The sequence below is a fragment of the Frankia sp. BMG5.60 genome, from assembly GCF_059428125.1.
This window is the reverse complement of the sequence record NZ_CM182091.1, coordinates 1,978,119-2,004,342: the sequence shown is the minus strand read 5'-3', so window position 1 is coordinate 2,004,342 and position 26,224 is coordinate 1,978,119. Positions and strand designations below refer to the sequence as shown.

General features: G+C 69.5%; 21 protein-coding genes. 16 read left to right on the top strand and 5 right to left on the bottom strand.

What is annotated here, in order from left to right; genetic code table 11:
• Positions 1–23 precede the first annotated feature (23 nt).
• The 4 genes from AC5R91_RS08020 (at position 24) to AC5R91_RS08005 (ending at position 7,516) form a co-directional block, all read left to right on the top strand.
• Complete coding sequence (locus tag AC5R91_RS08020) at positions 24–1,574, top strand: tetratricopeptide repeat protein (protein ID WP_495396521.1); 1,551 nt, start codon at positions 24–26, stop codon at positions 1,572–1,574.
• A 911-nt stretch (positions 1,575–2,485) separates the two neighbouring features.
• On the top strand, positions 2,486–3,613 hold the full coding sequence (locus tag AC5R91_RS08015) for an amidohydrolase family protein (RefSeq protein WP_495396520.1): 1,128 nt from the start codon (positions 2,486–2,488) through the stop codon (positions 3,611–3,613).
• Positions 3,614–3,809: 196 nt separating this feature from the next.
• On the top strand, positions 3,810–6,131 hold the full coding sequence (locus AC5R91_RS08010; RefSeq protein WP_495396519.1) for a CaiB/BaiF CoA transferase family protein: 2,322 nt from the start codon (positions 3,810–3,812) through the stop codon (positions 6,129–6,131).
• A 107-nt stretch (positions 6,132–6,238) separates the two neighbouring features.
• Positions 6,239–7,516: a cytochrome P450 gene (locus AC5R91_RS08005; protein WP_495396518.1), complete on the top strand. Its 1,278-nt coding sequence runs from the start codon at positions 6,239–6,241 to the stop codon at positions 7,514–7,516.
• Positions 7,517–7,661: 145 nt separating this feature from the next.
• On the opposite strand, the gene AC5R91_RS08000 is transcribed toward AC5R91_RS08005, so the two are convergent.
• The gene (locus AC5R91_RS08000; protein WP_495397914.1) at positions 7,662–8,528 is read right to left on the bottom strand and encodes a mycofactocin-coupled SDR family oxidoreductase; all 867 of its coding nucleotides are present in this window, start codon (positions 8,526–8,528) and stop codon (positions 7,662–7,664) included.
• A gap of 232 nt (positions 8,529–8,760) precedes the next feature.
• Here AC5R91_RS08000 and AC5R91_RS07995 point away from each other — a divergent pair, with 232 nt between their 5' ends.
• The 4 genes from AC5R91_RS07995 to AC5R91_RS07980 all read left to right on the top strand — a co-directional run bounded on the left by AC5R91_RS07995 (position 8,761) and on the right by AC5R91_RS07980 (position 12,752).
• On the top strand, positions 8,761–10,224 hold the full coding sequence (locus AC5R91_RS07995; RefSeq protein WP_495396516.1) for an aldehyde dehydrogenase family protein: 1,464 nt from the start codon (positions 8,761–8,763) through the stop codon (positions 10,222–10,224).
• 159 nt (positions 10,225–10,383) lie between these two features.
• Entirely contained in the window at positions 10,384–10,650 is a 267-nt protein-coding gene (locus tag AC5R91_RS07990) for a hypothetical protein (RefSeq protein WP_495396514.1), read from the top strand.
• Positions 10,647–11,891, top strand: coding sequence for a CaiB/BaiF CoA transferase family protein (locus tag AC5R91_RS07985; protein ID WP_495396513.1), 1,245 nt, complete (start codon positions 10,647–10,649; stop codon positions 11,889–11,891). Before AC5R91_RS07990 ends, AC5R91_RS07985 begins: the two co-directional genes overlap by 4 nt.
• Before the next feature lie 69 nt (positions 11,892–11,960).
• A complete protein-coding gene (locus AC5R91_RS07980) occupies positions 11,961–12,752 on the top strand; it encodes an SDR family NAD(P)-dependent oxidoreductase (protein ID WP_495396511.1) in 792 nt (263 codons plus the stop codon).
• 148 nt (positions 12,753–12,900) lie between these two features.
• On the opposite strand, the gene AC5R91_RS07975 is transcribed toward AC5R91_RS07980, so the two are convergent.
• Both AC5R91_RS07975 and AC5R91_RS07970 read right to left on the bottom strand, forming a co-directional pair.
• A complete protein-coding gene (locus AC5R91_RS07975) occupies positions 12,901–13,824 on the bottom strand; it encodes an acyl-CoA dehydrogenase family protein (protein ID WP_495396510.1) in 924 nt (307 codons plus the stop codon).
• Between the two features lie 46 nt (positions 13,825–13,870).
• Positions 13,871–15,016, bottom strand: coding sequence for an acyl-CoA dehydrogenase family protein (locus AC5R91_RS07970; RefSeq protein ID WP_495396509.1), 1,146 nt, complete (start codon positions 15,014–15,016; stop codon positions 13,871–13,873).
• Positions 15,017–15,766: 750 nt separating this feature from the next.
• Here AC5R91_RS07970 and AC5R91_RS07965 point away from each other — a divergent pair.
• From AC5R91_RS07965 to AC5R91_RS07935, 7 genes are all read left to right on the top strand, one after another.
• Positions 15,767–16,969 (top strand): ABC transporter substrate-binding protein, encoded by a 1,203-nt coding sequence (locus tag AC5R91_RS07965; RefSeq protein WP_495396508.1) that lies wholly within the window; start codon positions 15,767–15,769, stop codon positions 16,967–16,969.
• A gap of 16 nt (positions 16,970–16,985) precedes the next feature.
• Positions 16,986–17,705, top strand: coding sequence for an ABC transporter ATP-binding protein (locus AC5R91_RS07960; RefSeq protein WP_495396507.1), 720 nt, complete (start codon positions 16,986–16,988; stop codon positions 17,703–17,705).
• Positions 17,706–17,795: 90 nt separating this feature from the next.
• Positions 17,796–20,549: an ABC transporter permease subunit gene (locus AC5R91_RS07955; protein WP_495396506.1), complete on the top strand. Its 2,754-nt coding sequence runs from the start codon at positions 17,796–17,798 to the stop codon at positions 20,547–20,549.
• A gap of 28 nt (positions 20,550–20,577) precedes the next feature.
• Positions 20,578–21,051: an FAS1-like dehydratase domain-containing protein gene (locus tag AC5R91_RS07950; protein ID WP_495396505.1), complete on the top strand. Its 474-nt coding sequence runs from the start codon at positions 20,578–20,580 to the stop codon at positions 21,049–21,051.
• Positions 21,052–21,062: 11 nt separating this feature from the next.
• On the top strand, positions 21,063–21,473 hold the full coding sequence (locus AC5R91_RS07945; RefSeq protein ID WP_495396504.1) for a MaoC/PaaZ C-terminal domain-containing protein: 411 nt from the start codon (positions 21,063–21,065) through the stop codon (positions 21,471–21,473).
• 53 nt (positions 21,474–21,526) lie between these two features.
• A complete protein-coding gene (locus tag AC5R91_RS07940) occupies positions 21,527–22,726 on the top strand; it encodes an acyl-CoA dehydrogenase family protein (protein ID WP_495396503.1) in 1,200 nt (399 codons plus the stop codon).
• Positions 22,723–23,853: an acyl-CoA dehydrogenase family protein gene (locus AC5R91_RS07935; protein WP_495396502.1), complete on the top strand. Its 1,131-nt coding sequence runs from the start codon at positions 22,723–22,725 to the stop codon at positions 23,851–23,853. Before AC5R91_RS07940 ends, AC5R91_RS07935 begins: the two co-directional genes overlap by 4 nt.
• Positions 23,854–24,001: 148 nt before the next feature.
• On the opposite strand, the gene AC5R91_RS07930 is transcribed toward AC5R91_RS07935, so the two are convergent.
• Positions 24,002–25,201, bottom strand: coding sequence for a thiolase family protein (locus AC5R91_RS07930; protein ID WP_495396500.1), 1,200 nt, complete (start codon positions 25,199–25,201; stop codon positions 24,002–24,004).
• Positions 25,202–25,254: 53 nt separating this feature from the next.
• Positions 25,255–25,650 (bottom strand): Zn-ribbon domain-containing OB-fold protein, encoded by a 396-nt coding sequence (locus AC5R91_RS07925; protein WP_495396499.1) that lies wholly within the window; start codon positions 25,648–25,650, stop codon positions 25,255–25,257.
• Between the two features lie 309 nt (positions 25,651–25,959).
• On the opposite strand from AC5R91_RS07925, the gene AC5R91_RS07920 reads away from it, so the two are divergent.
• A complete protein-coding gene (locus AC5R91_RS07920) occupies positions 25,960–26,169 on the top strand; it encodes a ferredoxin (RefSeq protein ID WP_495396498.1) in 210 nt (69 codons plus the stop codon).
• The last annotated feature ends 55 nt before the right edge of the window (positions 26,170–26,224 follow it).

The window sequence follows — 26,224 nt, the reverse complement described above, 5'->3', positions numbered from 1 at the left end:
GAAGTGGCATTGCCGTCGGTCTGGTGGACAGGTACCGCCACGACGGGGCGACCGGCGACCTGGACGAGGCGATCGCGGCGTTCGAGCAGGCCGCGACCGCGACACCTGACGTGGCGCCAGCGGCGGCCCGCGCGACGGCCAATCTGGGACTCGTACGTGAGCTGAGGTTCCAGGCCTTGGGTGATCTCAACGACCTGACCGCCGCCGTCGACGCCCTGCGGCGCTCGTCCCAGCTGCCGGCGCCCGCCGGGGAACGGGCCTCCCATCTCGGCAACCTCGGCCTCATGCTTGACGCGCTATACGAACGCACCGGCGAAACAGCGCACCTTCGGGAAGCCATATCGGCCTTGGAAAGCGCCGCCGAACAGGCGCCCGAAGACGCACCATTGCTGGGGTGGCTACTCGGCACGCTGGGCATCGCCCTGTCCGCCCGCTACAACCGAACCGGCGACCTCGACGATCTCGACCGCGCCACCGACATCCTCCGCGACGCCCTCGTCCGTACACCTCCGGGCGCGCCCGACCGGGCATTCCAGCTCAACACCCTGGGGGTGCTCATGGGCGCTCGCTACCGCCAGAGCGGACTCGAGACGGACATCGACGAGGCGATTCGCCTCCTTGACGACGCCGTCCGCCGCACTCCCGCCGCATCCCCGGACCTGCCCTCGTCTCTCACCAGCCTCGCGGCGGTTCTACGCCTCCGCGACGGTCCCGGCGACCTCGACCGCGCTCGGGCGGCCCTGACCGAAGCGGTCGCCGCGACGCCGCCGGAATCGCCCCGTCGCGCCCCGCGCGTGAACGGCCTCGGCGCCCTCTGGCTGCGGGCCCATGCCGGCTCAGGCTCGATGCACGACCTCGAGCGAGGGATCGACCTGCTGGAAGAATCCCTCCGCCGGACCACACCCGGAGAACCGAAACTACCTGGCATGCTCCGCAATCTCGGTGAGGGCTATCGGCTCCGGCACGTGATCACCGCGGACCCGCGTGATCTCGCGGTGGGCACCGCCACCCTACGGAGCGCCACGACAGCCGGCCTGGAAACGGACATCGAGACCGCCGTCTCCACAGCCAGCTCCTGGGGAGCCTGGGCGGTCCGGCGCGGCGCCTGGCCCGAGGCCGCCGAGGCGTTCCTGCTCGGGGTTGACGCGTCCGAACGTCTCTTCCGCGCACAGCTGCTACGAGCGCACAAGGAAACCCGCCTGCGCGGCCAGGACATCGCGACCCGTGCCGCTCTTGCCGCGGCCGCGGCCGGAGATCCTCAGGGCGCGGCGCTCGCGCTCGAGCGAGGCCGCGCGCTCCTTCTGTCCGAGGCGCTCGAACTCACCAGGGCGGACCTCCGCAGCCTAGCCGAAGGTGATCACCCCGATCTGGTCACCCGATACCGTGACGCGGCGAACCGCTGGCTCGACCTCTCGGGCGACAACGAGCTGAAAGCCGGCCGCGACGGCATCCGCCCGCGAGAGCTCGACGCCAAGAAAGGTTGTGGGCCCGCTCTGCCCAAGCAGAACGTCAACGCGACCACCACGCCGACGATTGCGGTTACGAGACAGGCCGACGGGTCCGGAACCGCCTGACCTACGGAACGCCTGTTCGATTCGGCGGATGATGTAGCTAGGCCCACCATCCGTCGCATCCGCATTCTCGGCGGACTGATCCACGAGTACCGCAACGCCGCCTGACCACCCCCACAGACGATCACGTCAACCGCAAAAGGCCGCTCACAGGCCGAATCCGGATTCTGGAGCCTCACAGGCGTGGCCCGCGTCCATCCGTACTGGGTGCGCCCCCTGCGGCCGCTGCCGGCCGACCCGGTCGTGCACGCGGCCGCGCTCGCGGGCTCTCCGACATCGGCGTGACGGCCAGTGCTTGCCGCCCCGGCGCGACGCTGCGAACCCAGCGGGCCGCCGTTACGCTGCCGCAGCGCTGTGGCTGCATCGTCTCTGCGCCCTGCGGGGCTGGGTGCGCGTGGACGTCAACCCGGTGGTGAACGCAGGCGGGCGGGGGCTCGCCCACGGCCGGCTGGTCCGGGAGGACGGCTCGCGATCGCACCGTTCGCCCAGGAGGAGTTGTTGTGGGACCCGGAGCCCGCCGAGCCGCGTGAAGCCGGCGGCGCTCCTGACCACAGCGCCGGCATCGCGGATTTGGCGTACTGATAGACCGCTATCTGTGATTGACATCACAGGTTGACATGCGCCGTTCGTCGGGCTGCGGGGCGCCTAGCAGCCTACTTCGGACGGGCCGCGGGGCCAACTTGTCGCGGCTCTGACCATGTTTGCCAGGGGATCGACCTCCTCTGCCGGACAGGCAGACGCCGCCCTGGCGTGCAATGTGACCCCTTGCACGCTCAAGATGTGAGGTTTATATTAGTGCACCATAATCATGGTTCGGCCGAGGTGACGATCAGGCAGCTCTGGGTGCGCGGATCGCGCAGCCGTGGGCGTCCCCTGCTCCCGAGGTGCAGCCGGCATCCGATGTGGAGGAAACCGTGTTCGAGTTGATCAGTGTTGATGATCACATCATCGAGCCGCCGGGTGTCTGGATCGACCGGTTGCCGGCGAAGTACCGGGAGATCGGCCCGCATGTGGTGGAGGAGGACGGGCGGGAGTTCTGGTACTACGAGAACAACCGCGTCGACACGATGGGTCTCAACGCTGTGGCCGGCCGACCACAGGAGACCTGGGACATGGATCCCGTCCGTTACACCGACATGATCCAGGGATGTTGGGACCCGGTGGCCAGAGCGGCGGACATGCGCCTGGACGGTGTCGTGGGAAGCGTGTGCTTCCCGACCCTGCCGAGGTTCGCGGGGACGCTGTTCCTGGACTTCCAGGACAAGGTGCTCGCCGACCTGTGCGTGAAGGCCTACAACGACTGGATGTCCGACGAGTGGTGCGCCGCCGCGCCTGACCTGTACATCCCGATGATCGTCACGCAGCTGTGGGATCCGCGGCTCGCCGCCGCGGAGATCCGCCGGTGCGCGGCGAAGGGCGCCCGATGCATCACCTTCCCCGAGACGCCGGCGCCGCTGGGGCTTCCGTCCTTCTTCACCGATCACTGGGATCCGGTGTGGGAGGCGCTGGCCGAGACCGGGCTCGCGGTGAACATGCACATCGGCACCAGCGGCCAGATGCTCACGTCCGCTCCGGACGCGCCGTTTCACGTCACGATCATGCTCGCGCAGGCCAGTGCCGCGATCGGGATGGTAGGGCTGTTGGAGAGCCCGGTGCTGCGGAAGTTCCCCGAGCTGCAGATCGTCTTCTCCGAGGGGGGTCTGGGCTGGATCCCGGCGCAGCTGGAGCGGTGCGACCGGATGTGGGAGCGGCACCGCATGTGGTCGGGGCTGGATGATCTGAAGCCCTCGGAGCTGTTCAAGCGGAACATGTACGGGGCGTTCGTCGACGACTCGGTCGGTATCGAACTGCGGGACCGGTTGGGCGTCGAGCGGATCCTGTGGGAGAGCGACTTCCCGCATGTGGAGACGCCGTGGCCGAACTCGCAGGACGTGATCAAGCGGCTGACCGGGGGCATGTCGGACCATGAGGTCGACCTGGTGACCAACGCCAACGCGCGCCGTCTCTACAACTGGCCGAAGAGGGCGGCGGCGGTGGACTAGCCCGGCGTTCCTGTCAGCGCCGGGACGGCTGGACATCCGGGTGGTGCGTGCGCCTGGGGGATGGCACGGACGCCGCGACAGGCGGCGCGGATGTAGGCCAGGCCGGCGGTCTCGCGGGCATCGGCGGTCGCCCGAGTGCGGCGGCGCGGAGCGCGATGAGGCCGCGGCGAAAGAGATCGTCTGGAAGGTTTTCGTGATGCCTGGACCGCTGGATGGGCTGCGGGTCGTCGACTGTTCGACCGGCACGGCGGGTCCGCGGGCCGCAGGTCTGCTCGCGGATTACGGGGCCGACGTCGTTCGGGTGGAGCCACCCGGTGGCGACCGCTGGCGCGACGCGCTCGCTGTCGAGTACGCCGTGTTCAACCGGGGTAAGCGTGCCGTCGTGCTCGACCTGCGGGCGACCGAAGGCCGGGGGCGGTTGAGCGAACTCCTCGGCGAGGCCGATGTCCTCTTGACCAGCTGGCGTCCCGGCGTCGCCGAGGAACTGGGGCTCGGCGACGCGGCACTGCGCGAGCGTTTCCCGACTCTGGTTACCTGCGCGATCTCGGGTTTCGGCCCGGACGGTCCCCTGCGTGACGTCCCCGGTCACGAGTCCCTGGTGCATGCACTGGTCGGCACCATGGGTGAGCAGGTGGGCCTGCGGGAGGGGCCGATCTACGAGGGTCTGCCGTTCGCCGGCATCGGCGCGGCCTATCTCGCGGCGATTGGCGTCCTCGCCGCGCTGCACCGGCGTGGCGAGGACGGTCTCGGGCGGCACGTCGAGACCTCCCTGTTCGACGGCGCGCTGGCCTACCTGTCGATGGGCTGGGGAGACGACGACGTCAGCGAGACCTGGATCCCGCAGACATCCAGCCGCAGGTTGCTCTCGCGCGCGTTCGAGTGCGCGGACGGCGAGTACCTCGGGGTCCACACCGGTGCCGTAGGTGCGTTCGGCCGGCTGATGACCGAGCTGGGGTTCGCGGAGCACTTCCCGCCGGTCGATGGGCCGGAGATGGCGCAGGAGCTCACGCCGGAGCAGCGGAAGGTGATGACGGAGGACACCGTCGCGGCGTTCGCGGCCCGGCCGCGGGACGAGTGGCTGCGCCGATTGGAGGCCGCAGACGTCTGCGCCATCCCCGAGCTGCGCCCGGGGGAGGTGTTCGACGCTCCGCAGGCGGTGCACAACGAGATGGTGGCGCGGGTCGAGGACCCGACGATCGGGCTGGTGGACCAGGTGGCGCCGCCGCTGCGGTTCGCCGTCACCGCGCACGCCGATTCGGCGCCGGCTCCAGCTCCGTGCGGCTGGGACGAACTCGGTCCGCGATGGCGGTCGGGCCAGCGCTGGGGCGTCCCCGCAGCCGCGCCGGACCCGGACCGGCCGCTGCTGGGCGGCCTGCGGATACTGGACTTCGGTGCCTACTACGCCGGCCCATACGCCTCCAGGCTGCTGGCCGACCTCGGCGCCGATGTCATCAAGCTCGAGCCGCCGGTCGGGGACCAGCTGCGTGGCCTGGATCGGCCGTTCTCCTCGGCACAGGCCGGGAAGCGGGCAATCTCCCTGCAGCTGAAGGATCCGCAGGCGCAGCAGGCCGCGCGTGATCTGGCGGTCTGGGCGGACGTGGTCCATCACAACCTGCGGCCGAACGCCGCCGAGCGTGTCGGACTGGGGTACGGCGATCTGCGGGCGCTCAACCCACGGCTGGTCTACCTGCACTCACCCGGATGGGGGTCGAGTGGGCCCGCGATGAACCGGCAGAGCTTCGCGCCGCTGGTGTCGGGCTACGTCGGGGTGAACTTCGAGGTGGCCGGCCAGTTCAATCCGCCGCTGTTCCCGGTGGGTAACGAGGACCCCGGCGGTGGGCTGGTGGGCGCTGTCGGCATCCTTATGGCGTTGCTGCACCGGCAGTCCGGGGGCGCGGGGCAGTGGGTCGAGCAGCCTCAGTTGAACGCGACCATGACCCATCTGGCCCATGTCGTCCGACGGGCCGACGGCACCGTGCTCGGGGCGGGGCGGCTCGATCCGCTGCAGTTCGGTGTCAGTGCCCTCGACCGGTTGTATGAGACGGCCGACGGGTGGGTCTGCCTGTCGGCGGCTTCCGACGACCACTTCACCGGGCTGTACAAGGTACTCGGTCTGGACGTCGCCGCCGATCCGGGTCTCGCGACCGCCGGCGGGCGCCGGGAGAACGACGACCTTCTCGCCGCCAGGCTCAGCGAGGCGGTTCTCGCCCGCCGCAGCGATGACCTGGTCGCCGAGCTGCGCGGCGCCGGGGTACCCGCCGCCGTGCCGGTGGCGCGCAACTCGCGGGCCTTCCTGCGTGATTCCGAGCACCGGCGGACCGGTCGGGCGGCGGAGGTCTGGCATCCCACCCGTGGGAATGTGCGTGAGCTGGCGGTGCTGGTCCGGGTGGACGGCGCCGCGCCGGTCGCGCACTGCAGGGCGCCGCTGCTCGGTGAACACACCGACGAGGTCCTCACGATGCTCGGGCGCACCCCCGAGCAGATCGCCGAAATGCGCGACCGGGGCGTTGCCAGGTGACATACCTGCCGCTACCAGGGCTCCGGTGCTCTCGGATGGCCTGACGGTCATGGAAGCGGGCCCCACCTAATGAACCGGTAGACCACCGAGCATGCAGGAGGATCGCAGTGACCACGAAGTCAGAGACGGGCGCGGAGCCCGCCGGAGCGGCGGCACCCGAGGTGGACTTCGACCACCACAGCCCCGAGTACGCCGACCACTGGCCGCGGCTGACCCGGGACATGCGGTCGAAGTGCCCGGTGACCCACACGTCGTCCTGGGGCGGCTTCTACGCCGCGACCGGCTATAACGAAGTCGCCCAGATGATCCGGGATGATGCCACCTTCTCCAGTGCGCATTCCATCGCCGGGGTGGAACTCGAGCAGCCCGTCGGCATCACGATCCCGCCGGCGGCGTACGGCTCTGTGCCGATCGACTTAGACCCGCCGGACAACGAACCGTATCGCAAGCTGCTCAACCCAATGTTCTCGCCGGCCGCATCCGACCGGTGGGCCCCGTTCGTGAAGGAGGCGGTCACCGCCTGCATCGACGCGTTCATCGAATCCGGCCGGGGCGACTTCGTCCTCGACGTCGCGAACCCGATTCCCGCAATCCTCACCTGCCAGCTGATGGGCTTGCCGGTCGAAGACTGGCGGTTCTACGCGGAGCCGATGCACGCCGCGGTCTACACGCCTCCCAACACGCCCGAAAGCGGGGTGGTGGAGCAGCAGGTCGGCGTCATGCTCGGAAAGCTCGGGGAGACGATGCAGGTGCGGCGGAAGGAACCGGCCGACGACCTCATCTCCGTTCTCACTCACGCCGAGATCAACGGCGAGCTCATCCCGGACGGCGTGGTCATGCAGATCCTCTTTCTCGTCCTCGTCGGGGGCGTCGACACCACGACCTCGCTCATGGCGAACGCCTTTCGGTGGCTCGGCCAGCACCCCGATCAGCGCCGGCGGCTGCGGGACGACCCGTCCCTGATGAAGACTGCACGGGAGGAGTTCCTGCGGTACTTCACCCCCACCCAGGCACTGTCCCGCACCGTCACCCGCGACACCGAACTGGCCGGCGTGCCGTTGGAGCCGGGCGACCGCGTGCTGATGTGCTTCGGTGGGGCGAACCGTGACCCCGCGGTCTTCTCGAACCCGGACGAGATGCTGCTCGACCGGACCCCGAACCGGCACACGACCTTCGGTCTGGGCGTGCACCGCTGCCTCGGGTCAAACATCGCCCGTGTCGAGTTCGACGTCGTGATCACGGAGATCCTGCGCCGGATTCCGGACTACGTCGTCGATGAAACCGCCTCCAAGCGTTACCAGACGATCGGCGTCGTCAACGGGTGGGAGAACATGCCCTTCACCTTCACGCCAGGCGCGAAGGAAGGCTCCTCGCTGGCTGTGTAGCCCAACCACGCGCCGGCAGTCAGCGGACGCAGCCCGTCGTGTCTTCCACGCCCCAGCCGCGATGGTCCAGGGCGAACTTCCACCTGGACCATCGCGACCGCCGCCGCCGGGCGGAGCGGCCGGAGGCGGGCGAATCTCCCGCAGATCAGGGCTTGTTCGTGTTTCCGGCGTCGACCGGCAGCGTCACCCCGGTGATGTACCGCGCCTCCTCGGAGACGAGGAAGAGCACCGCGTTGGCGATCTCGGCCTCGGAGAGCGTCGGGACACCGACGAACTGCGCGCCCGGGGGGCTCGGCTCGCTGTCGAGGTCGGGCAGCATGTTCATGCCCGACAGGTGGAAGTACCTGCTGCGCGCGTACACGTCCGGCACATCGGTGCTGGCGCCCATGCCGGGGCTGCTGACCCCTGTGGGGTGGATGGTGTTGACCCGGATGCGGTGTTCGGCCAGTTCGTTGGCGAAGGTCCTCATCAGCCCGACGACACCGTGCTTGGCCGCCGCGTAGTGGGCGTAGTGCGGCTGTCCGCGCAGGCCCGCCGCCGAGCTCGTGAGAACGATCGAGCCGCCGCGTCCCGACTCGATCAGCTTTGGCGCCGTGGCCTGGATCGTGTTCCACGCGCCGCGCAGGTTCACGTCCAGGATGAAGGTGAAGATGTCGTCGGTGATGTCTAACGAGGAGTCATGGAAGGTGATGACTCCGGCGTTGCCGATGACGATGTCCAGCCCGCCCAGTTCCGCGACGCCACGGTCGACCGCGTCCTGCACTGCGGCACGATCCCGTACATCGGCCACCGCCGCGACACAGCGCTGGCCGGCCTTCTCGACCAGGCGCCGGGTCTCGTCGAGGTCCTCCCTGGTGGCCGCGCTGTAGCGCACCCGGTCGGGGTAGGGCGCGCAGACGTCGGTCACGATGACGTCCGCGCCCTCCTCTGCGAGCCGTACCGCATGGGCGCGGCCTTGGCCCTGCCCGGCTCCCGTCACGAACGCGACTTTGCCTTCGACTCGACCCATGATTGCCTCCAGCGCAAAATTAGTGCCCTAAGGGTGGGCTCGCTACTTCGGTTGCGGCGTCTTCGTCCCCCTGGGGCATGGGAAATCTTCCACCCGGCAGCGTTCGACCCTCCAGGTCCCGCGCGTGGTGGCGCCCTAAAGGTATCCCATTTTGGAGATTCCTGTGTCAGGATGACGAACGGCTCGCTGTCTGCGCGCGGCGTCCGCCGCGGGGCGCGCCTTCGGAGGACGCAGCATGCCACTCAAGGAAGCACCCGTCGAGCTACTGCCCGCGACGGGCCTGATCATCGGAGACGAACGGATCAACGACTCGTCCGGCGGCCGGTTCGATCATCTCTATGCGGCGAACGGCAAGCTGACGGCAAAGGTCCCGCTGGCCGGGGTGGCCGAGGTCGACGCGGCCGTGGCCGCGGCCCGCAGGGCATTCCCCGGGTGGCGCCGGACGTCGGTCGACGTGCGGCGGACGGCTATGTTGAAGCTTGCCGATCTGATCCGGCAGCACGCTGCGGAGCTCTCCGGACTCGTCATGCTCGACAACGGCACGCCCTCGGCCATCGCGGCCGGGGCGCCCGCGCTGACCGCCGACCTGTTCACCTACAACGCCGGCTGGAGCGACAAGGTCGGGGGCGAGGTTGTCGCGACCTACCCGGTCTCCGCCTTCGACTACGCGGTCGACGAGCCCTACGGCGTGGTCGGTGTGATCATCCCGTGGAACGGCCCGCTGATCTCCTGCGGCATGGTCCTCGGCCCGGCGCTCGCCGCCGGGAACTGCGTGGTGCTGAAGCCGCCGGAGCTGGCGCCCTACACGGGTCTGAGGCTGGGGGAGATCTTCCTCGAGGCGGGCTTCCCGCCCGGGGTGGTGAACGTGGTGCCGGCGGGCCCGGAGGGCGGCGAGGCCCTGGTCCGCCATCCTGATGTGGACAAGGTCCACTTCACCGGCAGCGGGGCCACGGCCCAGCGGGTCCTCGCCTCCGCGCTGAAGACGCTCAAACCGGTCGGCCTGGAGCTCGGCGGCAAGTCGGCGAACCTCATCTTCGAGGACGCCGACCTGCCGGCGGCCACCCAGCAGGCGCTCGGCGCGATCCTGGCGCTGTCCGGCCAGGGCTGCATCAACGGCACCCGGGTGCTCGTCCAGCGCAGCGTGTACGACGAGGTCGTCGAGCTCGCCGCGAAGCTCGCGGCGAAGGTGCCGATCGGGGATCCCCAGGACCCATCTGTGTTCATGGGCCCGGTCGTGAACAGTGCCGCGTGCAGCCGCATCGTCGGGGTCATCGAGCGGGCGCACCAGGAGGGCGCGCGCCTGGTGGCAGGTGGTCACCGGCTTGGCGGGGACTACGCCGACGGCTACTTCATCGAGCCGACGGTGTTCGCGGACGTGGCGCCTGGCTCGGACCTCGGTCGCAACGAGGTCTTCGGACCGGTCCTCGCGATCATGTCCTTCGAGGACGAGGAGGAAGCGGTCCGGCTCGCGAACGACTCCGACTTCGGCCTGGCGGCCTACGTGCAGACCAATGACCTGCGGCGTGCTCACCGGGTCGCCAGCGACCTCATAGCGGGCAACGTCTGGGTGAACGGCTTCGCGGGCATCCCTGGTTCGGCGCCTTTCGGTGGGACGAAGCAGAGTGGGTACGGCCGGCTCGGGGGAGTGTGGGGCATCCGCGAGTTCACCCGCCCGAAGAACGTCTGGATCGGCCTCTGACCGGATGCTGACCGTGGACGCCCCCTGAGTATGCCAAGAAAGTTCGACCAGATTCCTTCCGGTGCTTTCTGAGGCGGCCTCGAGGTGGTTCGGTAGTTCGCCATCATCACTCGGGGCGTACTAAGCCCACAGAACTTCGCGTGTTGGGAGAAGCGTCCAATGACGATCGAGATTCCGTGGTCGGAGGGGGATCGTCCACAGCACGATCCGGTGGCCGAGGACATGGACCTCCTGACGCATCAGGAAGCCGCTGCCCGGTTCTACGACGAGATCGCCTCGCTGCGTGACGAGGAGGCGAGGCTTCAGGCCGGCGAGGGTGACCCGGCCCGGCTGTCGGCCGTCCGCACGCGCATCGATGACCTCGCGGCCGCGGTGGACCGCATCCTCGCCGGCCGCAGCCCGCTGGACCTGAGGAGCGACACATGAGTGACCTGTTGGCCGGGGTCCGGGTGGTGGAGTCTGCCACCCTGTTCAACGGCGACACCGTCGGCGCCATCCTTGGTGATCTTGGTGCTGACGTGATCAAACTTGAGAGTCCCTTTCAGGGCGATTATCTCCGGGATTTCCTTGGGCAGATCGTTCCGCACCACAGCCCGGCGCACGTGCAGATCAACCGCCAGAAGCGAAGCGTCGCGCTCGACCTGCGCGATGAGCGCGGCCGTTCGGCGTTCTGGCGGCTGCTGGACACTGCCGACATCTTCGTCGACGGGAACATCGCCGGGACGTGCGACAAGCTGGGAATCGGCTACGAGGCACAGCGTTCCCGCAAGCCGGACATCATCTACTGCCAGTACACCGGATACGGAGCCGAGGGGCCGTACGCGTCGATTCCGACTCACGGCCAGATGATGGACGCGCTCGTCGGTGCCCTGCCGACGGAACGCGACGCGCAGGGCCGACTGCGCCGGATACCGGCCACGGGTCCGATGCGTGGGGTGGACACCGGCGGCGAGGGCACCGCGGCGGGTGCGGTGCACGCCGCGCTGCACGCCGTCGCCGCCCTGACGCAGCGCGCGACCAGTGGTCAGGGCTGCTTCATCGATGTTGCGGGGCCCGACGGCGTGCTCGCCCAGGCCTGGATCGCCGCGACCTACGCGCTGAACGTCCATCGGGTCACGGACACGCGCACCATGCCCGCCAGCGCGTCCGACGGCCGGCAGTCGGGATCCCGCTACGAGTTCTACGAGACCCGCGACGGGAAGGTGGTCCTCTTCTGCGGGATCGAGCCGAAGTTCTGGCGGAACTTCTGCCTGGCGGTGGACCGTCCGGACCTCCTTGGCGGTGACCCGGCCAGTGGTGGGCCCGTGGGCTGGGGCGACGATCCGGACAGCGAGCGCAGAGAACTCATGTCGATCTTCGCGCAGCGCGACCTGGCTGACTGGGTGGCGCTGGCGGCCGAGCGCGACATCCCGATGGGCCCCGCCTACCGGTCTCTACAGGAAGCGCGCGAGGACCCGCACGTGCGTACCCGTGGCGTGATCCACGAGGGGGAGCATCCCGCGTTCGGGGCGTTCACCTACATCGGGGAGGCGGGCAAGGTCGCCGGTCAGCCCTACCGGGTCCGCCATCCCGCGCCGCGCCTCGGTGAGCACACCCGGCAGATCCTCGGTGAGTTGGGGCTGAACCCCGCCGAACTGGACGAGCTCGCCGCCGAAAAGATCATCTGAGTCGGTGCTGCCCGGGCGCCTGGAGGTGCGTTGATGAACCCTGAGGGACTCCAAGGACGGACCGCGATCGTGACTGGTGCGAGCGCGGGCCTGGGCCGGGCGTTATGCGGCGCGCTTGGCGAGGCCGGCGCCCACGTCGTGGGACTGGCCCGGACGGCTGCCGCCCAGGCGGGTGTGCGCGCCGAGGTCGAGCAGGCCGGCGGTCAGCTCACCTGGCTGACCGGCGACGTGTCCGACACCGCGACCTGCGAAGGCCTCATCACCGCGGCGCTGGACGCCACCGGCCGGGTCGACATACTCATCAACAACGCCGCCGCCCGCACCGATCCAGGTGTGATTCCCTCCCACGAGGTGCCTGACGAGCAATGGGACACCGTGCTCGCGACGACACTGGGCGGGGCGTTCCGGTGCTGCCGGGCGGCATTGCCCGAACTGCGCCGCCGTCGCGGGCTGATCCTCAACATCGCATCGTTCACGGCCGTGCAGGCACAGGCGGGAATGGCCGCCTATGCGGCGGCGAAGGCGGGTCTGACGCAGCTGTCACGGGTCCTGGCGGTCGAGTACGCCGACGACGGGGTGCGGGTGAACACCATCCTGCTCGGCGGGACCGCGACGCGGCAGCGGGCCAGGACGTCCGCCGCCCTGCGTGCCCTGAAGGCCCAGGGGCGGATGGCGGTGGCGTCGCGCGACGGGCTGACGCCGGTGCCCGTCATGCAACCCGACGAGGTAGCCCGTGCGCTGGTCCTGCTGTGCCGGGACGAGGCCGCCCTAGTGACCGGCGCGGAGATCGCGATCGATCGCGGGGTGTCGGCTGGCCTGCTGACCTCGCGCTATGTCGCGGGAATCTCGGCGCGGGACTGAGCGGCGGGCGCTGTCCGGGTTGGGACCAGGAACGGCCCCAACCCGGACGGAGGTCCTGTGCGACGCGGTGCCTACGTCGCACAGGACCCCCGTCCCACCGCGGGGCCGGCGGCGGTTCCTGGGGAGGCCGGTCAGCGCCGACGGGTTGCTACGAGGCCCATCGCAGGGCGCTGACCGTCGACGCGTGAGCTCCGATCCCACCCAGCTCGGTGCGTAGTGCCTGCGCGCGCATCGTCCACAGATGCAGGTCGTGCTCCTCGGTGAAGCTGATGGCGCCGGTGAGCTGGTGCATCTCGCCGGCGACATGGCGCGCGGCCATCGTCGCGTAGGTGGCCGCGGTCGCGGCCGACTCGTCGTCGCCATGCCACGCGGCCGACCTCGCCGACCAGCGGGTTCCCTCGACCCAGACATAGCACTCGGCCAGCCTGTGCTGAAGGGCCTGCAGCGTGCCGAGTGGCTTGCCGAACTGCCTGCGCTGAGCCAGATAGCCGACGGTCAGGTCGAGCCCGGCGGAGAGCAGTCCCGTGAGTTCGGCGGCGAGGGCGACGCGCCACCACCGGGCCAGCACGGGACCGAGGCCGGGCAGGACACGACCGCCGGACGCATCGAGACGTCCGTACGGCGCGACGTAGCCCGTGGGCACGCGCTCCGTAGAGCCGGGAACCGGTTCGACGAGCCGCACGTCCTCGCCGTCGAGTACCAGCACCAGTTCGGCCTCCGCGGCGAACCTCGCCGGGCCGGGATGCGCCGCCGACACCAGCGCCACCCGGTCGCGTATCGCGTCGCTCGCGTCCGCCGCGGCTAGTACCAGGGGGGCGACCAGACCGCGGGCACCGACGTTCACCGCGGCGAGCTGGTGGGCCGCGACCTCGATGACCAGCGCGGCCTCCAACGGGCCGGCGTCGGGGTCGGTGGCGAGGTCGAGAAACCCCGCTTCCGTGAGCGCGGTGAGCAGGGCTTCGTCGTGGGCGTCGCGCATCGTCCGGGCGCGCTCGGGGCCCGCGCCGCGCGCGAGCACGATCCGTACCGCGTCGAGCGTGGCGTGCTGGTCGGAGCTGAGCTCATAGTCCATGTCGGAACCTCTCGAGAACCCGCGAATGGTCAGTGACGGGGAAGCCTCACGCTCGGGGAAGGCCGAGCACCTGGCCGGCGATCAGGTTGAGCTGCACCTCGTACGTACCGCCCGCCACGCCCGCGGTCAGCGCGGAGCGGTAGGCCGCGTCGTAGAAACTCTCCTCGACGAGCGCCTCCGGGCCGAACACGTCGAGGCCCAGGTCCGCGACGACCCGTTCGGCCCGCACCATCGCCGCGCGCGCTGGATACGCCGTCGCCGTGCCGGAGATCTCCTTGGCGCGCTCGTCGACCACCTTGTAGACCATCCAACGGGACGCTTCGACGACCGCTCGGGCCTCGCCGAAACGGCGCGCGATGTCCGGGTCGTCGAACAGCCCGGCCTTCTTTGCCTGCGCGGCGAGCAGGTCGAGCACCAGGCCGGAGCGCTCCCAACGTGCCGCGCCGACCCGCTCGTACTGCAGCGCTCGGCGGATCGTCGCCCAGCCCTGGTTCTCCTCACCGAGGCGATTGCTCACCGGTACCCGCACGTCGGTGAGGAAGACCTCCGCGAAGGCGCCCTCACCGACGATGTCGGGAATGCGGCGTATCTCGATGCCGGGAGTGTCCAGCGGCACCAGCAGGATCGAGATGCCCCGGTGCTTCGGCGCCTCCGGGTCCGTCCGGACCAGAAGGAAGATCCAGTCGGCGGAGGGTGTGTGTGACGTCCAGATCTTCTGGCCGTTGACCACGTACTCGTCGCCTTCGCGCACCGCGCGGGTCCGCAGCGCGGCGAGATCGGAGCCCGCCTCTGGCTCAGAGAAGCCCTGGCACCAGAAGGCCTCCCCACGGGAGATCGGTGGGAGGAAGGTCTGCTTCTGCTCCGCCGTCCCGGCGGCCATGATGGCCGGCCCGATCCAGTTGACGTTCATGTACTGCGAGCCGCGCGGTTCGCCGACCGACCACATCTCCTCGGAAAGGATGACGGCCTGCCAGGCGGTCTGCTCGCCACCGCCGTACTCGCGCGGCCAGCTCGGCGTCAGCCAGCCCAGTTCGGCCAGCTTCGCGGTGAAGTCCGTCACCCGGGCCTTGTCCTCGGCAGTGATCACTCTGCGGTGTACCGGGGAATCCCGCCAGCCCGGCACCTGATGGTCGATGAACTCCCGGAGTGCCTGGCGGTACTTCACCTCGTTGTCGGACCAACCGAACTCCATGGTCTGTCTCCTCGCTCGGCCCGCCAGTTCGTCCGGCGGGGAGATCTCGCACCGGCACGGTCGCCGACGCCGGCACCAGCCCACTCACGCAGCCACCCGCCCCGCGGCCGCAGGGCTTTGCAGTTGTGCTAAAGGTATCCTGAATGTGTCCGGGAGCCAACGTTGCCCAAAGTTGTGGGCTGGCGCGAGGGAGGGGCGGCGGCTCGCGGCGCGTGGACGTGGAGCGGGTCGTGGGTCCGGGGGTGGGGACCTGGGGGCCGCCCGCCCAGCGGGCGATAGTTCCCTCTGTGTCGTGCTGGGTGGAGCCTTGAGCCCTCCGCTGGCTCCGGCGGCGTCTCGTAGCAGGTTCTTCCGTCACTGTGTGGAGTTGTCGGGCGCTGTAGCGTCATACCGCTTGACGGCGATGTGACGCCCGGCATACTGGTCGCAAAATAGTCCACTAAAGTAGAGGCCGAGGCTGATGGCGACCGTGGGGGCGGAGCTGTCCAGGGTGTATCCACCCGGCAGCTGCCCGCGTTAGCCGAGAACCGCTGGTGTGTCTGCGGGTGCTCACGTACCCGTGCGCGCCATGTCAGCAGCGGATGGCTGGCCGGCACAGTGATCATGCATCGCGGAGTTCAGCCGCACCCCATCTCCGACGGGCTCGGGGGAGCCGTCATCACGGTCCGCGGCACGCCGCGGGACACGGCCCGCGGCGGACCGAACCTGGCCGCCTGCGACCGGGAACCATCTTCCGACGAGGAGAGCGACATGCGTAGACCCTGGTTAGCGGCGCTCGCGCTGGGAGCGGCGGTTACCCTCGCCGCTGCCGGCTGCGGGGATGACGCCGGCGGCTCCGGCGGTGGGGACTCGGTCAAGATCATGCTGCTGAGTCAGCTCGAGGCACCCGACTTCGCCTTCCCCGAGATCGAGAGCATGACCAGGGCAGCCGTCGACCAGGCCAATAAGGCCGGCGGTATTCAAGGTCGACAGATCGACCTCGTGGTCTGCAATGATAAGCAGGACGCCAATGTTGCGGCTGCCTGTGCGCGTGAAGCCGTGAGCAAGAAGGTCGTGCTCGTGCTGGCGCCGTTCACGCTGTTTGGCGGGAGCATCCTGCCGGTGCTCGAGCAGGCGAACATCGCCTACGTCAACTCCTTCCTCTCGCCGGATGACGGCACCAACCCGGTGTCCTTCCCGTTCTCCGGCGGCACGCCTGCGACGGGTGCCGGTGTGGGCCTGCGGCTGACAGAGAAGGGCTGCAAGGAGGCGGGCGCGATCGGATACGACAACGCCTCCTCGAATGCATACATCAACTTCGTCGAGCAGGGTCTCAAGGCCGGCGGCGGGAAGTTCGTCACCCGGTCGCGGGTCGCGGCGGGCACGCCCGACTACGCGCCGGCGCTGGCCAGCCTGGTGTCCGGCGGGGCCAAGTGCGTCTTCGTCTCACTCCCGCCCACGGAAGCCGCGAAGTTCCTCGGCGCGGTGGCGCAGAGCAACGACAAGCTGTTGATCGGTACCGGTCTCACCACGCTTCCGCAGGCCGTGATCAGCAGTGTGCCGGCGGCCGCGGTGGAGGGCACCATCCTGGTCGGGGTGGGCTACGCGGGCTCGGACACCCAGGTCCCGGCGGTTCAGGCCGCCCTCACCGCGGCCAAGGCCGCCGGTGTTCCCAAGGAGCAGCTCGAGGGTACCTACCTGACGTCGGCGTGGGGGGCGGCGCGCATCGCGCTCCACCAGCTCAAGCTGATCGACGGCGAGATCAACAACAAGACCGTCCTGGCGCAGTTCGGGAAGATCACGGATCCGGGTGATGACACCTTCGGTTCGTTCTCCACGACGAAGAAGTCGGACGTCAAGGGATTCAACCGGCTGTTCAACACGAACGTTCTCTACTACACCGTCAAGGATGGCAAGACCGTCCTGGACGACACCGAGTTCCATGACGTGAGCAAGGCTCTCGGCGGCTCCTGAGACGGGTGGGAACGTGATGCAGATCCCGGTGATCGAGGCGCGGGGCATGAGCGCCGGCTACGGGAACGTGGCTGTCGTAACGAACCTCGACCTCAAGGTGAATGCCGGCGAGGTGGTGACGATCGTCGGTTCGAACGGCGCGGGAAAGACGACGACACTGCTTGCGCTGGCCGGCGAACTCGCGCCACTGGGCGGTGAGGTCCGGTGGCTGGGCGACCCGAAGAAGATGTCGCTCGACCGCCGGGCCCGCCGCGGTCTGCGGTTCGTCACGGAAGAACGCTCGATTTTCCCGAGTCTGACGACGGGGGAGAACCTCCGTCTCGGCGGCGGCTCGCCGCAACGCGCGCTGGAGCTCTTCCCAGAGCTGGAACCCCTGCTCAAGCGGCCCGCTCGGCTGCTTTCCGGTGGTGAACAGCAGATCCTGACCCTGGCGAGGGCGCTGTCCGGGGAACCTAGGGCGTTGTTCGCCGACGAGCTCTCGCTCGGCCTGGCGCCGCTCATCGTGAACAGGCTCCTCAACGCCCTCGCGGACGCGGCGTCACGCGGTGTGGCTGTCCTCCTCGTGGAGCAGCAGGTCCGCCGTGCCCTGCAGGTCGCGCACCGCGGTTATGTGATGCGGCGTGGTGCGATCGTCGTGCAGGGAACCGCGTCCGAACTGCTCGGGAGAATTGACGAAATCGAGGCGTCCTACCTGGCCGGAGTCGAGGCAGACGTGTCCGGAGCTTCCGCTCGATGAACGCCGTGGTCATGCCGTTCGGCGGTATTCCGGCGGCGTGCCGGCGGGATTGGCCGGGCGCGGTACAAGGGACGACAGGGGGAGCCTTCGATGAGTGACCTGTTCAGGTTCGCGCTGCTCGGGCTCGGTGCCGGGGCGCTCTACGTTCTTTCCGCGACGGGACTTGTGCTCATCTATCGCGGATCGGGAGTGGTGAACTTCGCGCACGGCGCGATGGGCATGGTCGGCACCTACGTGTTCTGGGAGCTCAGCGAGCGCAACGGCTGGCCGACCGTGCCCGCGGCGGTGGTCGGCGTCGCCGTCTGCGCCCTGCTCGGGCTGCTGACCCATTTATTGATCATGCGGCCGCTGCGTGCGTCGAGCACGCTCCTCAAGGTCATAGCGACGTTGGCCCTCCTGGCGATCCTGCAGGCTGCGGCCGCGCTGCGGTATCCGATGGAGCTCGTCATCGTGCCGTCGTTCCTCCCCAGGGACAGCTGGTCGATCCTGGGCTCGGACGTCGGCGCCGACCGGGTGGTCATCTTCCTGATGGTCCTGGCACTGACCACTGCGCTGTGGGCGGTCTACAAGTTCACCACGTTCGGGCTCGCCACCACCGCGACCGCGGAGAACCGTCGTGGCGCCGCGGCGCTCGGCCTGTCACCTGACATGATCGCCGGGGCGAACTGGGCGATCGGCGCCGGGCTGTCAGGACTCTCCGGGATCTTCCTGGCCCCGATCATCGGTCTGTCGGTCACCGGGCTGACCCTGCTGGTGATCCCCACCCTCGCCGCCGCCGTCGTCGGCAGGTTCTCGTCGTTCCCCATGACGTTGGGGGCCGGTCTTGCCATTGGCATCCTGCAGTCGTGGGCGACCCGATGGATCGAGACCCCGGGCGTGCCGGGAGCGGTGCCGTTCGTCCTCGTCGCGCTGGTCCTGATCGTTCGCGGTTCGTCTGTCCCGGGTAAGGGGGAGCAGGCGGCCCGGTTGCCCTCGCTCGGCAACGGGCGGATCCGACCGGTCGAGCTGGTTCTGGGGGCGGCGGCGCTGCTGGCCCTCATCTGGTTCGTGATGCCACCGATCTGGATCGACGCGGTCACGGCCCAGGTCGGCGTCGCGATCGTGGTCCTCTCGATGGTGGTCGTCACCGGTTTCGCGGGGCAGCTTTCGCTCGCTCAGTTCGCGATGGCCGGTCTGGGAGCCCTGATCGCGGGCGTCGTGGTCGACCACCTCGACTTTCCGTTCGAGCTCGCGATCATCCTGGGAGGGTTGGCGCCCATCCCGCTGGGTCTGCTGGTCGGGCTCGCGGGTGTGCGGACCCGGGGGGTCAACCTCGCGATCGTGACGCTCGGTCTCGCCGTGGCGCTCGAGGGGATGGTGTTCAGCAATCCCGACTACACCGGCGGCGTCGACGGCACGAAGGTGGGCACGCAGATGTTCCTCGGGATGAACGTCGGGCAGGTCGTGTACCCGGAGCGATACGCCACGTTGGCGTTCGTCCTGTTCCTGTTGCTCTCGCTGGCTGTCGCGAACATGCGGCGGGGCAGGGTCGGGCTGCGCCTGATCGCCGTCCGGGCGAACGAGCGGGCGGCGGCCTCGCTGGGCATCTCGGTGGTCCGCAGCAAGCTGTACGCCTTCATGCTCGGCGGCGCCATCGCCGGGGTGGGCGGTGTCATCCTCGCGTTTCGCAACGCGACGATCAACTACGGTGACTTCGCCGCGCTGCGCTCCATCATCATCCTGCAGGAGGCGGTGGTCGGCAGCGTCGGCTGGGTCTGCGGTCCCCTGTTCGGCGCTGGTCTCGAGCAGGGGGCGGTCGGCTCCCGGGTGCTCGACTACCTCGGCGACGACGCGGAGCGGTACATCTTTCTCATTGGTGGAGTCCTCCTGCTGCTGGTGATCCTGCAGGCACCGAACGGTCTGGCCGCCATGCACCACGAGCTTCTCGAGAAGGTCCGCCAGCGTCGGCGCAGGTCCCCGGTCCCCGAGATCCCGGCGGCGGTCAGCGGCCACCGGGTCGCTCCGAAGACTCTCGTGACGGAGGGACTCGGCGCCCGCTTCGGCGGGGTGACCGCCCTGTCCGATCTGGATCTGCGGGTCGAGCCCGGAGAGGTGGTCGGGCTCATCGGTCCGAACGGGGCCGGGAAGACGACCGCCATCGAGGGGATCACCGGCTTCATCCCCCGGGCGCAGCGAGGCCGTGTCCTCATCGACGGGACGCCGATCGACGGATGGTCGCGGGAGCGTCGCGCCCGGGCGGGGCTGGGCCGATCGTTCCAGTCGCTGGAACTGTTCGAGGACATGACCGTCTTTGAGAACCTGCGGGCCGCCTGCGAGCCCCGGGACGCGGGCGCCTATGTCACGGATCTCTTCTGGCCCGGCCGGCCGAAGCTGACCGATGCCTGCATCGCGGCGATTCACGAGTTCGGACTTCAGGACGATCTCCAGAAGATGCCCACCGAACTGCCGTACGGGCGCCGTCGGCTCGTGGCCATCGCCCGTGCGGTGGCGGCCGAGCCCTCTGTTCTGCTCCTCGACGAACCGGCGGCAGGTCTCGACGACATGGAGACCACCGAACTCGGTGTTCTCATCCGGCGGCTCGCTCAGGAGTGGGGCATGTCGATCCTGCTGATCGAGCATGACGTCGGCCTCGTGATGCGGCTGTGTGACCGGATCTACGCGCTGAACTTCGGGCAGTGCATCGCCTCGGGCACGCCGCCGGAGATCCGCGCCGACGAGAGGGTCGTCGCCGCCTATCTCGGCGCCGAGACCGACGACGCGACCGAGGGCGCCGGCATGGCCGTGGCGCCAGCGGTCGCTGCCACCCCGCAGTCACCGGCCACTTCGGAAGCCATTCCCGGATGACCAAAATGGATCAAGGAGGCCAGCCATGATGACTGTGGAGCGTTTTCCGGTCGAGGCGGGGCATGTGATGACCTTCGCCCGCGCGATTGGCGACGACAATCCGGTCTACCGCGATCCGGCCTCGCCGGCGGCGAAGGAGGTCGGCGGGCTCCTCGCGCCGCCGACCTTCACCCAGGCCAGCGCACAGTGGGACCCGGACTTCCCGCTGCGTCCCAGGTCTGAGGAGAAGTGGTGGGGCTCGGCCTCCGGGTCGGGCTCGATGCCGGCCGGCGGTGGCGGACTGCACGCCGAGCAGCACTACGAGTACCACCGGACGGTGCGGGTTGGGGACATTCTCTCGGCGTCCACTCGCCCCGGGGCGACGTGGGAGAAGGTGGGCCGCTCCAGGCGGCTGGTGTTCTCGGAGCAGATCACCGAGTTTCGTGACGAGAACGGCAAGCTGGTGGTGACCGCGCGCGCGGTCGCGGTGCAGCGTCAGCCACTGACCGGGGCGGCTTCCTGATGGTGTTGAACGTGAGCGGGACGAAGGTCGGTGACCAGCACAGCCAGGTCGTCGTGGACGACCTCAGCCGGACCCAGATCGTGCAGTATGCCGGCGCCTCCGGGGACTACAACCCCCTGCACAGCGACGAGCCCTTCGCCCGCGACGTGGCTGGCTACCCCGGTGTCTTCTCGCACGGGATGCTCACCATGGGCCTGACGGGCAAGATGCTGACCGACTGGGTGGGCGACGGCCGGCTGGTCAGGTTCGGCGTGCGGTTCACCGCGCAGGTCTGGCCGGGCGACACGCTGACCTCCACCGCGACCGTCCGGGCGATCGGTGAGGCGGATGGCGGCCCGGTGGCCGAGCTGGACGTGGCCACCGTCAACCAGGACGGCCTGACCGTGGTCAGCGGGACCGCCCTCGTGCGGCTCGCCCCCTGACGGCCGGCAACCTCACAGGCAGCAGGGACTCACTGCCAGTAACGGAGGAATCGATGCTGGAGCTGGATGACCTGGCGGATTTTCGCGCCGAGGTGCGGGCCTGGGCCACGGCACACGTGCCCACCGGGTGGGAGGAGAAGTACGAGAACTCCAGCGAGTCCGAGTTCGTCGAGTTCCAGCGCTGGTGGCTGGGGGAGTTGCGGGCCGGCGGCTATGCCGTCCCGCACTGGCGGGCGGAGGATGGCGGCGGCGGGTATGCGCTCGCCGAGCAGGTCGTGATCTTCGAGGAGTTGGCGCGCGCCAACGCGCCCCGGATGCGCGCGTTCTTCGTCGCCTTCAATCATGCTTATGGCTCCCTGCGCGAGGGCGGTACGCCGCAGCAGCGAGCGCGACACCTGCCCGCGATCCTCGGCGGGCAGACCTGGTGCCAGGGGTTCTCCGAGCCGGGAGCCGGCTCCGACCTCGCCGCCCTGCGGACCCGGGCGGTGCGCCACGGTGACCACTACATCGTCAACGGGCAGAAGATCTGGTCCAGCGGCGCGATGCGCGCCGACTACTGCCTCCTGCTCACCCGCACCGATCCGGACGCTCCCAAGCGCAAGGGCATCACCTTCCTGCTGATGGACATGCGTTCGTCCGGGGTGGAGATCCGGCCGATCAGGCAGGCGACGGGGAACGCCGAATTCTGCGAGCTGTTTCTCACCGATGTCCGGATTCCAGTCGAGAACCGGGTCGGCGCCGAGAACGACGGCTGGCGCATCGCCCAGGCGACGCTGTCTGCGGAGCGCGGGCCGACCATCCTCGAACTGGCCGAACGCCTGGTGGCGGCGACGGACATGCTGGTCGACCTCGCCGCGCGCACCCCGCTCGGAGCCGGCGTGGCCCTCGACGATCCCGCCGTCCGGGAGACGGTGGCCGAGTTCGGGACGAGGGTCCACATCCTGCGGCTGCTGTGCCGCAAGGTCGTCGCTGACCTCATCTCCAAGGGAGGCGCGGGTCCCGAAGCGTCGATCGTGAAGTTGTACTACAGCGAACTGCTGCAAAGCCTGATGCGGTTCGGCATCGACATCGCCGGCCCGGCCACCCACCGGCATGCCACGAAGTCCCAGGTCGCGGGCTGGGAGTCGGGTCAGTGGATGCTCGACTACCTCGACTCCTGGGGCTGGACCATCGGCGGCGGCACCAACGAGATCCAGCGCACCGTCATCGGTGAGCGTGTCCTGGGGCTGCCCCGGGAACCGAGCACCCGATGACCGGAACGGGAGCCCAGATGAACGACGTGACGATCGACCGGGAGGAGCTGCGCGCCGCTGCCCGCGAGATGCTGGCCGATGTGGCGGGCCCGACCGCGCTGCGGGAACGTGTCAACGGGCCACAGGGGGGCACCGACACGCTCTGGCCCCGGCTCGTCGAGGTCGGTTGGACCGGTATCGACATGCCCGAGGACGAAGGCGGTGCCGGCGCCACCTTTGCCGACCTCGCGGTCGTGCTGGTCGAGCTCGGCCGGCACCTTGCACCCGTGACCCTGTTCGCCTCCGCTGTGCTCGGGGCCGGTGCACTGCGGCTGGCGGGCTCGGCCGAGCAGCGCGGGCGGTGGATGCCTGGGTTGGCGGACGGGTCGCTGCGTGCGACTGCGGCGCTTGCCGACGCGTACGGCCGGATCGACCAGGCCGGTCTGGTCTGCCGGCGGGACGGCGACGGCTGGATCCTCGAAGGGTCGTCCGGCCTGGTGCCGGCCGCCACCAGCGCGGACCTGATCGTGCTGCGGGCCAGCGGGCCGGACGGGGACCTGCTCGCCGCGGTACCCGCCGACGCCGACGGTCTGGCTGTCCACCCGGCACCCATGCTCGACCTGAGCCGGTCCTTCGACGACGTCGCCGCCGCGGGCCTGCGGATTGGCCCGGGGGCCGTGCTGTGCTCGGGCCCGGCCGCCACGACCGCGATCGAGGCTCTGCTCGCCCGTGCGGCGGTCGGCATTGCCTGTGACAGCCTCGGCATCGCCGATGAGGTGCTGACTCGGACGGTTGACTATGTCGGGCAGCGCGAGCAGTTCGACCGGCCCGTCGGGTCCTTCCAGGCCGTCAAGCATCGCTGCACCGACATGCTCGTCGCGGTGGAGACGAGCCGGCTGATCGTCACCGAGGCTGCGGCCGGTGCTAACGCATCCGGTGTCGCGGCATCGAGGGCGAAGTCGTACGTCACGGACGCGGCGGCGTCGACGGCCGCGGCCAGCGTCCAGCTGCACGGCGGCATCGGCGTGACCTGGGAGCACGACGCCCACCTTTTCCTCAAGCGGGCGACGCTCAACCAGTCCCTCTACGGCGATCCACGCTGGCACCGCCGTCGGGTCGCCGATCTCACTCTTCCCGTGCCGGCCTGAGACGAGGCGAACCCGTCGTACGGCCCGACCAGCCGCACGGACGGTCGGGCAGCTACTTCGCGTGGCGCTTCTGCGCGGTCAGTGCATGCACTGGGATGCCGGTCGCTCGCGTCGGTACCGCGACGGAACCGACGCGAGCGACGGGGGATCAGACCGCGGCCTTCTCCAGGACGTGCACGCCGCAGGCGCTGCCGAGGCCGATGACATGGGCGAGACCGACGCGGGCGTTGTCGATCTGGCGGTCGCCCGCCTCGCCGCGCAGGTGGGTCGCGATCTCCCACACGTTGGCGATCCCCGTCGCAGAGACGGGGTGGCCCTTCGACTCCAGGCCGCCGGAGACGTTGACGGGGGTCTTACCGTCCCGCCAGGTGGCGCCGGAGTTGAAGAAGTCGACCGCACCGCCCCTCGGGCAGAGCCCGAGGTTGTCGTAGTGCACGAGTTCCGCCGTGGCGAAGCAGTCGTGCAGCTCGACGAGGTCGAGGTCGTCGGGGCCGACACCGGACAGCTCGTACGCCTGCTCGGCGGCCCTGCGGGTCAGGGTGTTGACGTCGGGCAGGACCTGGCAGGCCTCCTGCCACGGATCGCTGGTGAGGACCGAGGCACTGATCTTGACCGCGCGGCGCTGCTGTCCGAGGGAGAGGGTGCGCAGCCGGCTCTCGCTGACCACGACGGCCGCCGCGGCTCCATCGCAGTTGGCCGAACACATCGGTCGCGTGTTCGGGTAGGAGATCATGACGTCGTTCATGATCTGCTCGAGGGTGAACCGCTTCTGGTAGGCGGCCAGGGGGTTCAGGGTCGAGTGGGCATGATTCTTCTCCGAGATCCGGGCGAAGAGCTCGAAGCTGGTACCGCCGTAGCGATGACCGTACTCCATGCCGATCTGGGCGAAGACTCCCGGCATCGTCTCTGTCCCGATCCGGCCGTCGAGTGGCGCGACCGCGCCGAAACGGCCCGTCGGAGTCCAGGTGTCGCCGTCCTCCGGGCGGGTGCCGCCGCCGAGCAGGCCCGCGCCCGAGAGCTTCTCCACGCCGACCGCGAGGCCGACATCGGCCTCGCCGGCCTTGATCGCCATGATGGCGACCCGCAGGGCGGTGGCGCCGGTGGCGCAGGCGTTGGCGACGTTGTACACCGGGATGCCGGTCTGACCGATCTGCTTCTGGAGCTGCTGCCCGAAGCCGCCGGCGCCCATCAGGTTCCCGGCCGCGAGCACGCCGACATCGCGCATGCCCAGGCCGGCGTCGCGCAACGCGCCGCGGGTCGCCTCGGCGCCCAGGTCGAGGGCGTCGAGTGCGGGGTGCTTACCGAACCTCGTCATGTGGATGCCGAGAATCCACACGTTGTCCGTCATCGGCTTCTCCTGTTCTCGCCTGGGCCGGTGTCGACCCTGGTCATGGCCGGCATTCAGGCGACCGGCTCGAACGCGAACCCGACCGCTTCCACACCGCTGTCGTCCGTACCGATCGACGCCGTGGTCAGCCGCACCTTCATCCCGAGGCGCACATGGTCGGGATCGGGTGGCGTGTTCACGATGTTGCCGCGGACACTGGTACCGCCACAGTCGACGATCCCGGCGACAAACGGCACCGGAACGCCCGGCGCCGCGAGGCTGACGATCGTGAACGACCGCAGCTCGCCCTCGGTGGGCACGTCCACCTCGCGGAACTCGGTGCCCTCGCAGGATGCGCAGGCGTTGCGCCGGTCGAAGTAGCGTGCCGCGCATGCCGTGCACTCCCGCGCGACGAGGTGTGCGGCGCCGTCCAGCACCAGGTAGTCGACGAGGGGTACCTGCCTGTTCACATGTCCTCCGGATCAGGCCTGGACCCCGTGCCCGGTGCCCCGACCACGTGTGTGGTGGTGGGAATGCGGCGGACGATCGAAGGCTCGCCGCGGGCGGCCCGACGATCTCCCGGTGCCATCGCCGCCGGCGGTCTTCTGAGGATCTGGCCCTCCGGTCGACGAAGTCGGATGACACCGCGCCCACGACCTCGAATAGTATCCTTATAGTCGGTCGGGACGCACCTGTCGAGGTCGGCATGGCCAGCTCGGCGGTACCCGCGTCCCGTCGGCCACCGGATCAGCCCAGGCCGGCGGATCGGTGTTCCAACGATGCAGACGGAGGCGAAGCGCGTGAAGCTCCGAGTCGACGGAAGCCTGTGCCAGGGTCACACCCTGTGTCACATGGCGAGTCCAGAGCTGTTCGACCTCGACGAGGAGGACGGCCACGCGATCGTGGTGGTGGAGGACGTGCCGGAGAGTCTCCAGGCGTCCGCCCGGCATGCCGCCAGCTCCTGTCCGGAACGGGCGATCTCCATCTAGGGCCACGCCCTGCGCTGGGCCCGTTCTCCGACAACCAGCGGTGTGCCTCGCCCGA

Bases quoted from the DNA above. Each gene is read 5' to 3' on its own strand.
- AC5R91_RS08010 (WP_495396519.1), top strand. From the start codon at position 3,810: ATGCCTGGACCGCTGGATGGGCTGCGGGTCGTCGACTGTTCGACCGGC.
- AC5R91_RS07995 (WP_495396516.1), top strand. From the start codon at position 8,761: ATGCCACTCAAGGAAGCACCCGTCGAGCTACTGCCCGCGACGGGCCTG.
- AC5R91_RS07990 (WP_495396514.1), top strand. From the start codon at position 10,384: ATGACGATCGAGATTCCGTGGTCGGAGGGGGATCGTCCACAGCACGAT.
- AC5R91_RS07985 (WP_495396513.1), top strand. From the start codon at position 10,647: ATGAGTGACCTGTTGGCCGGGGTCCGGGTGGTGGAGTCTGCCACCCTG.
- AC5R91_RS07975 (WP_495396510.1), bottom strand. From the start codon at position 13,824: ATGGACTATGAGCTCAGCTCCGACCAGCACGCCACGCTCGACGCGGTA.
- AC5R91_RS07970 (WP_495396509.1), bottom strand. From the start codon at position 15,016: ATGGAGTTCGGTTGGTCCGACAACGAGGTGAAGTACCGCCAGGCACTC.
- AC5R91_RS07965 (WP_495396508.1), top strand. From the start codon at position 15,767: ATGCGTAGACCCTGGTTAGCGGCGCTCGCGCTGGGAGCGGCGGTTACC.
- AC5R91_RS07960 (WP_495396507.1), top strand. From the start codon at position 16,986: ATGCAGATCCCGGTGATCGAGGCGCGGGGCATGAGCGCCGGCTACGGG.
- AC5R91_RS07955 (WP_495396506.1), top strand. From the start codon at position 17,796: ATGAGTGACCTGTTCAGGTTCGCGCTGCTCGGGCTCGGTGCCGGGGCG.
- AC5R91_RS07950 (WP_495396505.1), top strand. From the start codon at position 20,578: ATGACTGTGGAGCGTTTTCCGGTCGAGGCGGGGCATGTGATGACCTTC.
- AC5R91_RS07940 (WP_495396503.1), top strand. From the start codon at position 21,527: ATGCTGGAGCTGGATGACCTGGCGGATTTTCGCGCCGAGGTGCGGGCC.
- AC5R91_RS07935 (WP_495396502.1), top strand. From the start codon at position 22,723: ATGACCGGAACGGGAGCCCAGATGAACGACGTGACGATCGACCGGGAG.
- AC5R91_RS07930 (WP_495396500.1), bottom strand. From the start codon at position 25,201: ATGACGGACAACGTGTGGATTCTCGGCATCCACATGACGAGGTTCGGT.
- AC5R91_RS07920 (WP_495396498.1), top strand. From the start codon at position 25,960: ATGCAGACGGAGGCGAAGCGCGTGAAGCTCCGAGTCGACGGAAGCCTG.